A 14888-nucleotide genomic window follows, 5' to 3' on the forward strand; every position below is an offset into this window, starting at 1 on the left:
GATGACGGCTCCGAAACCGGTTGCGCTTATTATTATGGACGGATTCGGCCTTCGGAACGACTTGACGGGCAATGCGGTTGCGCAAGCGTCCAAGCCGAATTACGACCGTTACATGTCGACCTTCCCACACACGACGCTGACAGCATGCGGCGAGGCGGTTGGCCTTCCGGAAGGCCAGATGGGCAATTCCGAAGTGGGCCATCTCAATATTGGCGCCGGACGGATCGTCTATCAGGACCTGACTCGGATCGGCAAATCGATCCGCGAGGGTGAGTTCTTCGACAACGAGACGCTTATTGGGGCAATTAACCATGCAAAGACGAATGGCAAGAAGCTTCATTTGTATGGTCTCCTCTCGGATGGTGGCGTACATAGCCACATTGCTCACTTGTTTGCTCTGCTTGAGCTTGCGAAGAAGCATGAGCTGACTGAGGTTTATATCCATGCTTTCCTGGATGGCCGCGATGTTGCACCGGATAGCGCGAAGGGGTATCTGGAACAGCTGCAAGCGAAGATTGAAGTGGTTGGCGTAGGGCGGATCGCGACTGTGCAAGGCCGCTACTATGCAATGGACCGCGACAAGCGATGGGAGCGGACGGAGAAATCGTACCGCGCCATGGTCTATGGCGAAGGGCCGCAATACGCCGATCCGATTCAAGCGGTTGTGGAATCCTACGAGAAGTCGGTTTATGACGAGTTTGTCATGCCGACGGTTATCGTAGGTGCGGAAGGAAAGCCGGTCGGCCTTGTGGAATCTGAAGATGCGGTAATCTTCTTCAACTTCCGTCCGGACCGTGCCATTCAGCTGTCTCAAGTGTTTACCAATGAAGATTTTCGCGGATTCGACCGTGGCGTGAGTGCGCCGAAGAACCTGTACTTCGTCTGTCTGACGCTGTTCAGTGAAACGGTAGGCGGATTCGTTGCGTATAAACCTAAGAATCTCGATAACACGCTTGGTGAAGTGCTCGTTCAGAACAACAAGAAGCAGCTTCGCATTGCCGAGACGGAGAAGTATCCGCATGTGACCTTCTTCTTCAGCGGCGGACGAGATGTCGAGCTACCGGGTGAAACACGTATTCTGATCAGCTCGCCTAAGGTTGCGACCTACGACCTGAAGCCTGAGATGAGTGCGTATGAGGTCGCTGCAGCTGCTGTGAAAGAGATCGAGTCGGATAAGCATGATGTGATCATTCTAAACTTTGCGAATCCGGATATGGTCGGTCACTCCGGCATGCTGGAGCCGACGATCAAAGCTGTGGAAGCAACGGATGAATGTATGGGCAAGGTGGTTGACGCGGTACTTGCCAAAGGCGGCGTTTGCCTCATTACGGCGGATCACGGCAATGCCGATATGGTTATCGACGAGCAAGGGCGCCCGTTTACTGCGCATACGACCAATCCGGTACCACTCATTGTCACGAAGGCTGGCGTTACCTTGCGCGATAATGGAATTCTGGCAGATATTGCCCCGACGATTCTGGATCTGGCAGGTCTGTCGAAGCCGATTGAGATGACCGGTATCACGTTGATTGAGCAAGCTTGAAGAAAGACGCTAAGCGATAAACAACCCATAATACAATATAAGGAGTGTTCCGTTCATGTCTATCATTACTGACGTATATGCACGCGAGGTGCTTGACTCCCGCGGTAACCCGACGGTAGAAGTTGAAGTTATTCTTGAATCCGGTGGCAAAGGCAGCGCGATCGTACCTTCCGGCGCATCCACTGGCGCTTACGAGGCTGTAGAGCTTCGCGATGGCGACAAAAGCCGTTACCTCGGTAAAGGTGTGCTAAAGGCTGTTGACAACGTAAACTCCATCATCGCGCCTGAAATCATTGGTCTTGACGCACTGGATCAAGTGTTGATCGACCGCAAAATGCTTTCGCTTGATGGTACGCCAAACAAAGGCAAGCTGGGCGCGAACGCGATCCTCGCTGTATCGATGGCGGTTGCCCGTGCTGCAGCTGACGCACTGAGCGTTCCCCTGTACACGTACTTAGGCGGATTCAATGCTAAAGTGCTTCCGGTTCCGATGATGAACATCGTGAACGGCGGCGAGCATGCGGACAATAACATCGACGTTCAAGAGTTCATGGTTCTGCCGGTTGGCGCAGAGAGCTTCAAGGAAGCGCTCCGCATCGGCGCAGAAATCTTCCACAACCTGAAGTCGGTTCTCAAAGACAAAGGCCTTAATACGGCTGTAGGCGACGAAGGCGGATTCGCTCCGAACCTGGGCTCCAATGAAGAAGCCATCACAACGATTATCTCGGCAATCGAGCGCGCAGGCTACAAGCCGGGCGTTGACGTATTCCTGGGTATGGATGTAGCTTCCACGGAATTCTTCAAAGACGGCAAGTACCACCTCGAAGGCGAAGGCAGATCGTTCACGCCTGCAGAGTTCGTAGACCTGCTTGCATCATGGGCGGATAAGTACCCGATTATTACAATCGAGGATGGCTGTTCTGAAGATGATTGGGAAGGCTGGAAGCTGCTGACCGAGAAGCTGGGCGGCAAAGTACAGCTTGTCGGCGACGACCTGTTCGTCACGAACACCGAGCGTCTGTCCCAAGGGATCGAGAAAGGCATCGGCAACTCCATTCTGGTTAAAGTGAACCAAATCGGTTCGCTTACCGAGACGTTCGATGCGATCGAAATGGCGAAACGCGCAGGCTATACGGCTGTGATCTCGCACCGTTCCGGTGAGTCCGAGGACAGCACGATCGCGGATATCGCGGTTGCTACGAATGCCGGCCAAATCAAAACAGGCGCGCCGTCCCGTACGGACCGCGTTGCCAAGTACAACCAATTGCTCCGCATCGAGGATCAACTGGGTTCGACGGCTCAATACGCAGGCAAAAGCGCATTTTACAACTTGAAGAACTTCAAATAAAAATGGCGCAATAGCAAAATGACAAAAGAATGTCCCAAATGGAAGCCTATTTTCCATGAAGACGTTCGCTATAATAGGGGAGAGAAGGCGTGGTTTACTGCGCCTTGCTCTCCTCTTTTTGTTGATCATCAAATAACAATATTGCATAGTGGAAGCGGGATGCTGGCGGACCTATGTGTGCGAAGCGTGATCTTAGCTTGCGAGTGAGAAAATGAAGTGGTGAATCGCCAAAAAAACGTTGAAAGCGGTGGATGATATGACAAAACCGGTAGTTGGCTTGCAGTTGTACACGTTGCGTGACCAGACAGAAAAGGATTTTCTCGGAACAATCCGCAAGGTTGCGGAAATGGGCTATAAAGCAGTCGAATTTGCGGGTTACTACAACACGCCTGCGAAGGAATTGAAAGCGCTTCTGGATGAGCTTGGTCTAGAGGCTCCTTCTGCGCATGTGGGTCTGAATTTCGGCGAACCGGAAAAGATCGAACAGGATCTGGCACAACAGATTGAGTATGCCAAAGAAATCGGTCTGAAATATATCGTGACGCCTTGGGCGCCGCTCCCGGAAAACCCGACGGAGGATGACGTCAACCATTTGGCTTCCATCTTGGAAGCGGCAGGGAAACAAGTGGCGGCTGCAGGATTGAAGTATGGATACCATAATCACGATTTCGAGTTTAAGCTTGTGAACGGTAAGCCTGCTATGGATCTGCTGCTTGAGAAGGTGCCGGCAGAATACCTGATTGCTGAATTTGATCTAGGCTGGGTACATATGGGCGGTCAGGATCCGGTTGATTATGTGACGCGTTATGCGGGGCGGGTGCCGCTTGCTCACTTCAAGGACTTCGGCCAAGGACGCCGGGATACCGAGGTTGGTAGAGGTGTCGTCAACCTGAAGGGTGTATTGGGCGTTGCGGAGAAGGTCGGCATCGAATACTTTATCGTGGAGCAGGAGGAGTTCGCTTCCTCATCGCTCGAAAGCGCGAAGATCTGCCTGGACTTCTTCCGTGAGAATGGCTATTAATATGAAATTGTGAGGAAGGGACGATGCTATCGTCCCTTTTTTTCATAATTAGTGGCGTTCTGCAGCGGCTGATCCGATTTTACGGGGCTTGTCTGGGTGTCTGTCCTTGAGGGTCGTCACATTCACGGGGCAATTATAATGAACCACATCCCGCCAGTTGAAGTCCCCTCGCTCAAGCGCGCGTACCAGCAGCTCCGCAGTTGCCATGTTGGTGGCAACCGGAATGCCGTATACATCGCAGAGGCGGAGTAACGCTGAGATGTCTGGCTCATGTGCTTGTGCGACAAGAGGATCGCGGAAGAAAACGAGGAGATCCAGGCTGTTTTGCGCAATTAAGGCTCCGAGCTGCTGGTCGCCGCCTAAGGGTCCGGATTTAAATCGGAAAATCTCAAGAGAAGTATTATCCATGATGAGCTGGCCTGTTGTACCTGTCGCGAAGAGTTCATGTGCTTGAAACAAATGTTGATAAGCAATTGTGAAGTTTATCATCTCTTCTTTCTTTTGATCATGTGCAACGAAGGCTACTTTCATAGGAATCACTCTCCGATGTGTTTATTATGTTAGTTAATATAACATATAATCTGCTTTTGTGGTTGGTTTTGAACTAATAATTATGAAAATATATTTGATATGTGTAATGTTAAATAACATAATGTGTAATGTATATGATTAGGCCATTCATGGTGAAGCTGCAAAATAAGCTTGCACCGTGCGGCCGCTTGCAAGTTACAAAGATGGATAATGCTTGTATTCGTCTACCTTCTGTGATACAATAAAAATGTTGTTTCTAGGCTTTGTCCCACAGGACATGGCTACGGTAAATGCGAATGCTTCAGCGTTGGAGGTGGAACTGTGGATATTTTCTTCAAAATTTTGTTGATCATTTTCTCGTTGGGCTTGATTGCAGTCGTTCTCCTGCAGAAAGGGAAGAGCGCCGGACTTTCGGGCGCCATCTCCGGCGGTGCTGAGCACTTGTTCGGCAAGCAAAAGGCGCGCGGACTGGATCTTTTCTTGCAACGGCTAACGGTCGGACTGGCGGCTGGATTCTTCATAACCGCATTGATCGTTGCTTATCTGATTAAAGTATAATCGTCAATCGTTACGGAAAGCGGGAGGATGGCTCCCGCTTTTTTTATTTGAACCACGAAGTGGAATCGTAAACATCGTTAACCTTGTCGAAAGCCGAGAGCGGCGGATTGATTTGACTGGTTGACGGTGTTTTTTTAATGAGGCGGTTTATTAGCATCATAAATGATTGCACTGAATAACCCTCCGTCAAGTTGGACGAAAGAGCCGGGCTTGGTTTGAAAATGGATGCTTTTGTGTGAAGAAGGATGTAGGGCGGTCTAATGGGATGGATTGGAAGAGACCGTCCAAGCCCATCAATTGTAAACCATCCGCGATATGGCAAATATTTTTGCGAAAACGGATGGCGTTGTTTCATTTCGTGTATACTAAATCTATATGAGAATCTATCAACCTGAGGCTGCAACTGCTTATATAGAGAGAAGCGGCATGCGAGTGGAGGCATTATGATAACAGAGCAGATCCTGCTTGATTTTATGCGAGAAGCGGCTTATAAGCCGATGACATACCAAGAGCTGCATCAGGAGCTGGGCGTTGAAGGAACGGAGTCGTTCAAGGCGTTTCTTGTCATGCTGAACAAGCTTGAAGACGAGGGGCGGATTATCCGCAACCGTAACGACCGGTACGGTGTGCCGGAGCGAATGAATTTACTGCGGGGACGTGTGCAGGCGCATGCCAAGGGATTTGCGTTCCTGCTGCCGGAGGATAAGGCGCATCCGGACGTTTATTTGCATGCCAATGATTTGGCCAGCGCGATGAACGGCGATATCGTACTCGTGCGGGTTACCTCCAAGAGCGAGAACGGCGGACGCATGGAAGGCGAGGTTGTACGCGTTGTAGAGCGTGCAGTCACGCAAGTGGTTGGCACGTTCGATAACCACGAGGCTTACGGTTTTGTGGTGCCGGACGATAAACGAATTAACCGCGATATCTTTATTCCGAAGGGGCAATTCCAGGGTGCGGTGAGCGGACAGAAGGTTGTTGTCCGTATCGTATCCTATCCGGAAGGGCGTTCGGCAGCCGAAGGCGAGATCGTTGAAATTCTGGGTCATAAGGATGATCCGGGCGTCGACATTCTATCCATTATCCGTAAGCATCAGCTGCCGGAAGGCTTTCCGGAGGATGTGCTGGAGGAAGCGGAAGCGGCTCCGGAATCGATTACGGAGGAAGAGATCATCAGCCAAGGCCGGCGCGATCTGCGCGACCGCGTTATTGTGACGATCGACGGCGAGGACGCCAAGGACCTGGACGATGCGGTGAATGTGGAGCGGCTGCCTAACGGCAACTATTTGCTCGGCGTGCATATCGCGGATGTGGGGTACTACGTGACTGAAAAGTCCGTACTCGATCAGGAAGCTTATCGCCGCGGCTGCAGCGTGTACTTGGTGGACCGGGTCATACCGATGCTGCCGCACAGACTGTCCAACGGCATATGCTCTCTGAATCCGCAGGTGGACCGCTTAACGATGTCTTGCGAAATGGAATTCGACGCAAAGACGCTCAAGCGTGTACGGCATGACGTGTTCACCAGCGTGATTCGGACGAAAGAGCGCATGACGTATACGAATGTGCGTAAGATTTTGCAGGATGAGGATCCAGAGGTCACGGAGCGCTACGCCGAATTGGTGGACACCTTCAAGCTGATGGAAGATCTGGCCATGCGTCTTCGTTCGACCCGGATGAAGCGCGGCGCCATTGACTTTGACTTTGTGGAAGCGAAGGTTATCGTCGATGCGAGCGGCAAGCCGGTGGACATCGTGAAGCGCGAGCGTTCGATCGCCGAGCAGATCATTGAGGAGTTTATGCTGGCCGCCAACGAGACGGTTGCCGAGCACTTCTACTGGCTGCGCGTGCCGTTTCTATACCGGATCCATGAGAACCCGGATTCGGAGAAGCTGATGGCTTTCGTGCAGTTTGCAGCGAATTTCGGCTACACCATCAAAGGCAAGGGCGGGAGTGCGATTCACCCGCGTGCTCTGCAAACCTTGCTGGAAGATATTCGCGGGACCAAGGAGCAGACGGTCATCTCGACGGTTATGCTGCGTTCCATGAAACAGGCGCGATATGAAGCAGAGAGTCTGGGTCACTTCGGCCTTGCAGCGGAGTTCTACTCCCACTTCACCTCCCCGATCCGGCGTTATCCGGACTTGGTCATTCATCGCGTCATGCGCGAGGTGATCGAGAATGGGGGAATGCTCTCCGAAGCGCGGATGGAGGCGCTTGGAGCCCGGATGCCGGATATTGCCCAGCAATCCTCGGAACGGGAGCGGGTTGCTGTCGAGGCGGAGCGGGATACGGATAAGCTTAAGAAGGCCGAATTTATGTTGGATAAGATTGGCGAGGAATTTGATGGTATAATTAGCAGTGTGACGAGCTTCGGTATCTTTATCGAGCTGGAGAACACCGTGGAAGGGCTCATCCGGCTCAGCGAGCTGACGGATGATTACTACCACTTTCACGAGCAGCATATGCTGCTCGTCGGCGAGCGGACGTCGCGGATGTTCCGCATCGGCGATGAGGTGCGCGTGCGCGTCGAGCATGTGAACATGGACGAACACACCATCGACTTTGCGCTGGTGGAGTCGAAAGGTTCCGTGGCGGCTCGCGGAGGCGAGTTCGCTGCACGGGGCAAACGCGCAAGCGGCGGGGCAGACCGCGGCGCGGCTGGTGGTTCCGGCGCCCGCGGGGGACGCGGCGGGCGCAGCGCCGCAGGCGGTGAGCGCGCTGGAGCGGCCGGTGGCCGCGGACAGAAGCGGGCTGGCGCGAGCGAGCGCGTGGGCGCAGCAACGGGAGCGCGCGGCGGCAGTGCCGGCGGAGCCCGCGGTGCGGGCGCACGTGCGGGCCGAGGCGGAGCGGAGCAGCGCGGCAGCGGCGCACGCGGCGTATCGATGCCGGCACGACGCGGCAGCGAGAGCGGTGCCAAGGTTGAACGTGAACGAACAGGATGGAAACCGGAGGACGATTATAATTTGAACCGAATAATGGGAACAGAAGACGGGACGGTTGTTGGCAGCGAAGGCGCTGCTTCGAACAAGGGGAAAACGGAGCAAGAAGGCGAGAACCAAGGTGGTTCTGCTCCTCGCAGCGCCGCAGTACGAAAAGATATGTGGGGGCTGCCGATTCTTGGTACCGGAGGCGTAATCGATGAAGGGGAGTATGAGCATTTCTCTCCAGGCTTCGGATCACGCCGTGGCCGGCCAGGCGGCGGAGGCCGTAACCAAGGCGGGGGATCGAATGGGAACCGCCGTGGCGGCGCGCCGAATAACGGTACGAAGAGCCCGAGCGGTAACGCCGGCAGCGGCGGGGGGAACCAGCGCCGCCGCAAGAAGCCTGCTGAGAGCGGTGCTGCGAATGAGGGCAAGGCTAATGAGAACAAGGCAACGAATGCGAGTTCGAATGCCGGTGCTGCACCAAATGGGGTAAAGAAAAAGCCTCGCAAGAAGAAGAACCGCGAAGGCAATCCGGCGGGTAGCGGAGCTGCGGCTGTCGAGCCCAAACAGCAGAGCTAATTCGCTGTATGTAAGGCGCAGTAAACCTGCGTGACTTCTTGATTTCAGCTTGTAAAGTTGTTACAATGGACTCCTGATGAACGCGGTTAGGAGTCCATTCGTTTCATGAGATCTCCGCAGCGGTTCAAGTCTAAAACAAGAGGTGATTGGCATGGGTAAGAAGAGTGACGGGAAACAGCTCGCCCAGAACAAGAAGGCTTCCCATGACTATTTCATCGAAGATACGTATGAAGCGGGAATCGTGCTGATGGGAACGGAGATTAAGGCGCTGCGAGCCGGGAAAGCGAATATTGGCGATGCTTTCGCAACGATTCGCAACGGTGAGATGTTCATTCACAACATGCACATTAGTCCCTTCGATCAAGGTAACCGGCATAACCCGACCGACCCGACACGGGCACGGAAGCTGCTTCTGCATAAGACGCAGATTCATAAGCTGCTTGGTCAGTCGAAGCAGGAAGGCTACTCCATCGTACCGTTGAAGATTTATGTTCGTAATGGCTATGCCAAGCTTCTTATTGGATTAGGTAAGGGTAAGAAGCAATACGACAAGCGAGAAACAGCGGCGAAACGGGATGCACAGCGTGATATTCAGCGTGCACTGCGTGAGAAACAGAAGGTCGCAAGATAAGTCATGTAAGACAAGTTGGTACTTGTGGCGCTCGCCGCCAATGTTTCCAGAAAGACATCGGCGCAATAAGCTGGTGGTTGTGGTATACTAAATAAGCAGCAACGTAAGGCAACTGATGCAATGCTCGAAGCGTTATGCCGATCACCTTCCGGGTGCGGTACGTCGCCAGAGCGCCTAAGCTAAACGGAACATGAAGAAGTGATCGCCTCGATTCGCCACTCAATAGTGACGAAGGCAGATGCGAAATTCACCTTCAGACGACGCCGTTTATGCGAGATTGGGGGCGTTTATGGATTCGACGGGGATAGTACGAGCATGGGTTGCGGGTAGTGGGGACGCGTCCACTTCATCAACGCTAAAGCCTATTAAACGGCAAACAACAAACAAACTACGCTTTAGCAGCTTAATAACCTGTTAGCGTGCTCCTCCTCAGCATCGCCCATGTGACTGGGATAGGGGCTCAACTATAGTGGGATACGACGTTCGGTCTCCGCCTGGGGTCGACGTAAGAAGATAATCAGGCTGACCTTTGCGAAAGCCGGTTACGGGGCGTTCGCTAGGGTGACATCAAAACTGTGACTACACCCGTAGAAGCTTGTGTGGCGTGATCTTCGGACAGGGGTTCAAATCCCCTCGCCTCCACCAATATGTAGAACCCCAACCGCGTGAGGTTGGGGTTTTTGCTTTCCTCGACACTCAACTTCAGAATAAGCTCTACATGCTCCTTATAGACGACCACCTTGTCTACATAGTTTCCGATGAATTTCTTGATTTCTGGGATGTTGCGATCCGTCACATGATCTTTGAAAGCAGCTAGTAGTTGTTTCAGGACGTCCTCGGTTATGGCTGATTTTTGTGCTTTTGACCTATAGATAAAGTCAACGATAAATTTTCCAGTTCTATTTTCTCCCAATACTTCTAAGTCCGACGGAACACGAGGCAAAGTTATTGCTAGGGTCAGATCATCAGATCTGACGAGTTATGCCACCTCTCCAAACATCTGGATTAATACGCTCCGGCGAATTGTGGTTTTGCATAGCCAAGGTTTAATTTCTAGAATCCCTTTCCCAGCAAGGCTTTAAGGCCATTTTAAGGAAAGGGGTTCAACACACCCATTCTATTTTTATGCACTTTTCTACAACTCAGCCCCCTTATACCCCATCTTCCGATAACCCTTCACTCTTTTCTTGAACATCGCCATCAACATAGGCACCTGAAGATCGATATAATCATATATTTTCACTTCTTCTTTATTGGCATGACTTCGGTGCAAGCGGCCCGCATATTGCTGCAAGGTGCCTGACCAAGAGATGGGATGGACAAGGAACAAGGTGTCCAGTCTGGCGTCATCGAAGCCTTCCCCTATCAGCTTGCCGGTAGCGATGATTATCCGTTCTTGATCATCCGGAATAGATGCGATTTGGGTGCGTAGAGCTTCTCTCTGCTTTTTTCCCATTCTGCCTCTAAGCACAATTATGTTTTTGGAAAAGGCCTGCAATCTCTCTGCAAAATATTCAGCATGAGCAGTCCGTTCGACCAGCAGCAGCGGAGAGCGGCCTTCATCCAGGCAGGTAAGCAAATCGTCAAAAATAAGCGTGTTGCGCTCCTCGTTATCTACAAGTTGCTGATAGATATCCTGAATACCTGAAACCACTTTTCCAGGTATAGTCTGAAAATGGGTATGCCGGGGAACGACTCTTAGTGTAAATCCTCTGGAGCTGCTTAAAGTTTTGGCATCTACCTTCAATAGCACTGGTCCAAGCTGGAATCGTACGATGGCTTCTTGTCCGTCCTGACGTTTAGGGGTGGCAGTTAAGCCAAATACATACTTTGCGCGGACTTCCCGTAGAACCTGTTCGAAGCTGTAGGCTGATACGTGATGGCACTCATCCACAATGACTTGACCATATTCACTTACGAAGGGTTTAACATTCCCTTTATAGTTGAGGCTCTGAATGACAGCAATGTCGATAATGCCGGTTCGTTTCTTTTTGCCGCCGCCGATCATACCGATTGCTTGTTTTGGGATTTCCAAAAAGGTTTGCAAACGTTCCTGCCATTGCTCCATAAGCTCCCGGCGGTGCACCAGAATAAGGGTGTTTGTCTTTCTTGAAGCGATGATGCTGGCTGCTACGACCGTTTTACCGAATGCGGTTGCCGCCGAGAGAACGCCTATATCCCGGTTTAGAATTGCTCTGGCTGCTGTATCCTGAAGAGTAGTCAGTGTACCGGTGAACTCTGCCTCTATTGAAGTTCCAGACGAACGTTGATCGTCAAGTAATACTTTAACTTGATTTTGCTCAAAAATGGATATTAAATCATGCAAGCATCCCCGTGGAAGAGCTATATGATTCTCCAGATCCTCTGCGCATGAGATAACCCGGGGTTTACCGTAGGTGGATAGCCGCATAGCTTGTGCTTTATAAAAATCGGGGTTGGAGAACGATGCTAGTTTAATCAGAGCATGAACGGTACTTGAAGGAAGTCCGGATTTAGGAATATAAAGTCGATCTGATTGTAGAATCTGTATTTCAGAAGGCAATGATTTCATCAAAATCGGCTGCTCCTGAATATATTTACTCTGTTCCTCTGCCATTCCAGCCACTTCATCGTCAGTTGCTGCTATCAAGGTGTCATTGTTGAATAGTCTATATTCTCCATGCTTGTATATAAATTGCCTCACCTCATCCTCGGTCAGTTTACCAAGTCCGGATAATATACCCCATTGGTCAGCATAGGGCTCAAAGTGTTCATCAACAAAGACGCTGTTTCCCTGTTTACGTGGTCCGCCTTGAAGCGGAAGAGCAATGAGGTTCCCGAATCCGCCTTTGGGCAGTGTATCCTGATTGGGAAACAGACGGTCATAGGATTCCATGCCGAGTTGATATCTTTTGTTCATGGTTAAACTCAGCAAAGTCATTCCCAATCTTCTGGCTGTAGCCGCTTCAATATTTTGACTGAAGAAAATCCAAATGTGGCCACCATTGCCGGAACGTGAGCGCTCCAACAGTGCGGGTATTCCATGACTTGTGCATAGCTGCATCACGGCAGCAACATCCTGCTTCCAATCGTGTTTGTCAAAATCCATGGCCAAAAACCAACAGGTCTCATCAGGTAGCATTGGATATATGCCAATCGTTCGGTCCTGTCGTGCATCTAAATGGGATGATAGCACTTCGTTTGTAAGAGGCATGAAGCTCTGGTGTTTGCAGACGGAGCATTTTACTCTGGGTTTCTCGCAAACGGAAGTCCACTCATTGGCGCAGGCGGGCGAGTATCCAGACTTGCCTTGTTTGTTGCTCCAGCGAATCGGATATACATTATCTCTGCCTCGAAAATAACTTCTATATAAGGCGAGCTTATCCCCTACCGTAGAGTACTGGTGAACATTGGTCTCTCCAACAGTTGTCTCATTGCTTTCTTTTGCCGGGGAGGTGGAATAAGACATTATTTGTACATTTGTACTTGTTATATTTCCATCATCACTAAGCCCCAAGAGATTTCTCAACCGGGAGATTTCCAGCTTAAGTTCTTCAATATGCGCTAGAGCCGCGTTATATTTATCCTCCATAGTGTCCATTGCTTAGTCCTCGCGTTTTATTTATATTATACCTTGTAAGCTGTAAAGTAATAATGCTGGGAATTATAACCTGATTAAGGGGATTAACATAATGCTGAAATTAAGAAACTCAACCATTAAAAAGCATTTGAACAAACTTACGAGGGGAGAGCTTGAGGCTGAAATCTTGAATTTGGTCAAGAAATACCCGATCATTCAAGAACATTATTTTTCAGTGTTATTTCCTGATCAAGGTGAGGTCTTAGGCAAGTACAAGAAAATTATTGAGAAGGAATTTGGCCACCACAAGGGAGAGATTTTGCGGTACCCGATTATGAAGAAAGCAATAAAGGACTTTAGTAATGTTTCAAACAATAAGGAGCAAATTGCAGAAATAATGGTTTTTACAGTGGAATGTGGAGTGGACTTCACACTTTCATTTGGAGACATTGATCAAAAATTCTACCATACTATAGCAAGCGTATATGAACAAGCCTTAAAGTATATTGTAGACAATCAATTAGAAGACAAGTTTGTAGATCGATGCAAAGAATTGATGCAGAGCAGTCAGGATATTGGCTGGGGTTTTGGATTTGATATGATGGATTTGTATGATGATTATTTGGGACACATGGATGAAGAAGACCTTAAGTAGCTTATACGGAGGAATTATTAACCGCAAGGATTCAAGAGAAGAATTGCAACGGTTATTGAAAAAGCCAATCAGCATGCAGTCGCAGAGGCTATAAAGGCTGGAGCCTCCATTTATTATATATAAGACGGCAAAAGGATTGAAATGTTGTTTTAAATATGTACAGGTTGTACAGGCTGTGCAGCTTGTTTGTTTTGCTTGTACGCCCAATGTATAGCCCTTGACAAGAGCGGCAATATTGCCATTCCGTGTATTTATGATCTTGCGAGTATGTTTATTGACGGTTTGTCAGCCATACAAAAAGACGGTAAATATGGGTATATGGACACAAGTGGAAATATAGTTATTCCCTGCGTTTATGAAAGCGGGTGATGCTTTTCTGAGGGGATTGCGGCGGTTGTAGTTTATTTTTAATAGGGCGTTCGCTAGGATGACATTAAAACGGTGCTACACCCGTAGAAGCTTGTGTGGCGTGATCTTCGATAGGGGTTTGACTCCACCACGTATATCTACAACCGCATGAGGTTGTGGATTTTTCTTTTTCTGTGGTTTAAAAAAGACTACGCGATGATTTCTTGAATTTCGCCTCCCAAAGAATACGCTGATACAGGCGTATCTGGTAATGCCGCCCTGATAAGAAGTGTATCTTTGTCATTCAAACTCCATAAAAACACACACGAAAAGTTCCATTCCTAGTGGAACGGAACTTTTTCGCGTGTTCATTTAGAAACATGTAAAGGATTGAATGGACTGCAAGCTCAATCCAGTATACACCCAAAACCTTCCGTTCCACTGAAACCCCGCAACCGAGGTGCGCCCTACGAAAACCGGGTAAAACCAGAATTGATTTCTATTCACGAGCCAAACGTACGTATTCCGAAATAAACAACCAGCAATCGCTCCCGGGTCGACAGCAAAGGGCGAAACTGTAGGTTGCTGAGGGGTGAATCCCGGGGGAGGTGAGCTGGGTCCCATGGGTCCCGGCTGCCCCGGCTGTCCTGGTGGTCCCGGCTGCCCTGGGAATCCTGGGGGACTTGGAGGTGGGAAAAATGACATGATCGTGTCACTCCTTAATTGATGGGCTAAAATATTGTATGTAGGAGCGGAGATAAGTGAATGGGCGTATCCAATATTTTCTTCATGCGTTTCTCGGAGGATGAAATGTTTCCTGGATTATGCAAGAAGGCTGCCGACACTGGACTAGAGCCGGATAAGATCAAGTAATCTATTAAGCATTGGCGAGCGAGTGTAAGTGCCGGGACGCCCCTAACCCTGCTGTTTAGAGCCTGGATCACCTATCCTCTTTGAAGGCGATGAGGGAGATGAACTCTATATTAGTTATATCTGGGGTGCGCTCTGCTTCGCGAGGACAATTGAGAAGTCCACAACGGACTTGACCATTCTCGACGTGCGTCCGCGCATTGATGCTATATGAGATTAATTATTTGCAAAATGTAATCAGGGTTACAGATTGATCACCTTAAATGAATTTACAATAGTAGAGGATAACATTCTAGGATGTTATAGGACAACGATTTG

The 14888-nt window shown here is 50.0% G+C and carries 12 protein-coding genes and 1 other RNA gene; 10 read left to right on the forward strand and 3 right to left on the reverse strand.

Features of this window, described 5'->3' with window-relative positions; genetic code table 11:
- The first annotated feature begins 1 nt into the window (after position 1).
- From gpmI to NNL21_RS26340, 3 genes are all read left to right on the forward strand, one after another.
- Positions 2–1543, forward strand: coding sequence for a 2,3-bisphosphoglycerate-independent phosphoglycerate mutase (gpmI, locus tag NNL21_RS26330; RefSeq protein ID WP_204821415.1), 1542 nt, complete (start codon positions 2–4; stop codon positions 1541–1543).
- 55 nt (positions 1544–1598) lie between these two features.
- Positions 1599–2891, forward strand: coding sequence for a phosphopyruvate hydratase (eno, locus tag NNL21_RS26335; protein ID WP_204821414.1), 1293 nt, complete (start codon positions 1599–1601; stop codon positions 2889–2891).
- 256 nt (positions 2892–3147) lie between these two features.
- Positions 3148–3912, forward strand: coding sequence for a sugar phosphate isomerase/epimerase family protein (locus NNL21_RS26340; RefSeq protein WP_204821413.1), 765 nt, complete (start codon positions 3148–3150; stop codon positions 3910–3912).
- Positions 3913–3960: 48 nt separating this feature from the next.
- Here NNL21_RS26340 and mgsA read toward each other — a convergent pair whose 3' ends face one another.
- Entirely contained in the window at positions 3961–4443 is a 483-nt protein-coding gene (mgsA, locus tag NNL21_RS26345; RefSeq protein WP_204821412.1) for a methylglyoxal synthase, read from the reverse strand.
- A gap of 321 nt (positions 4444–4764) precedes the next feature.
- On the opposite strand from mgsA, the gene secG reads away from it, so the two are divergent.
- The 4 genes from secG to ssrA all read left to right on the forward strand — a co-directional run bounded on the left by secG (position 4765) and on the right by ssrA (position 9783).
- Complete coding sequence (secG, locus tag NNL21_RS26350; protein WP_204821411.1) at positions 4765–5001, forward strand: preprotein translocase subunit SecG; 237 nt, start codon at positions 4765–4767, stop codon at positions 4999–5001.
- A 443-nt stretch (positions 5002–5444) separates the two neighbouring features.
- Positions 5445–8507, forward strand: a complete 3063-nt coding sequence (gene rnr, locus NNL21_RS26355; protein ID WP_204821410.1) for a ribonuclease R — start codon at positions 5445–5447, stop codon at positions 8505–8507.
- A 151-nt stretch (positions 8508–8658) separates the two neighbouring features.
- Complete coding sequence (gene smpB, locus NNL21_RS26360; RefSeq protein WP_204821409.1) at positions 8659–9138, forward strand: SsrA-binding protein SmpB; 480 nt, start codon at positions 8659–8661, stop codon at positions 9136–9138.
- Between the two features lie 279 nt (positions 9139–9417).
- Positions 9418–9783: a transfer-messenger RNA gene (gene ssrA, locus NNL21_RS26365) on the forward strand.
- A gap of 490 nt (positions 9784–10273) precedes the next feature.
- Here ssrA and NNL21_RS26370 read toward each other — a convergent pair.
- Positions 10274–12718, reverse strand: coding sequence for a TOTE conflict system archaeo-eukaryotic primase domain-containing protein (locus tag NNL21_RS26370; RefSeq protein WP_204821408.1), 2445 nt, complete (start codon positions 12716–12718; stop codon positions 10274–10276).
- A 91-nt stretch (positions 12719–12809) separates the two neighbouring features.
- On the opposite strand from NNL21_RS26370, the gene NNL21_RS26375 reads away from it, so the two are divergent.
- Together NNL21_RS26375 and NNL21_RS36875 are read left to right on the forward strand one after the other, a co-directional pair.
- Positions 12810–13352, forward strand: coding sequence for a DUF6155 family protein (locus NNL21_RS26375; RefSeq protein ID WP_204821407.1), 543 nt, complete (start codon positions 12810–12812; stop codon positions 13350–13352).
- Between the two features lie 195 nt (positions 13353–13547).
- On the forward strand, positions 13548–13721 hold the full coding sequence (locus NNL21_RS36875; RefSeq protein ID WP_204821406.1) for a WG repeat-containing protein: 174 nt from the start codon (positions 13548–13550) through the stop codon (positions 13719–13721).
- A 351-nt stretch (positions 13722–14072) separates the two neighbouring features.
- Here NNL21_RS36875 and NNL21_RS26380 read toward each other — a convergent pair whose 3' ends face one another.
- Positions 14073–14405, reverse strand: coding sequence for a transporter (locus NNL21_RS26380; RefSeq protein ID WP_256555487.1), 333 nt, complete (start codon positions 14403–14405; stop codon positions 14073–14075).
- Between the two features lie 60 nt (positions 14406–14465).
- Here NNL21_RS26380 and NNL21_RS26385 point away from each other — a divergent pair, with 60 nt between their 5' ends.
- Positions 14466–14573, forward strand: a complete 108-nt coding sequence (locus NNL21_RS26385) for a DUF6526 family protein (protein ID WP_256555488.1) — start codon at positions 14466–14468, stop codon at positions 14571–14573.
- The last annotated feature ends 315 nt before the right edge of the window (positions 14574–14888 follow it).

This window comes from Paenibacillus mendelii (assembly GCF_024498075.1).
GTDB lineage: Bacteria > Bacillota > Bacilli > Paenibacillales > Paenibacillaceae > Paenibacillus_Z > Paenibacillus_Z mendelii.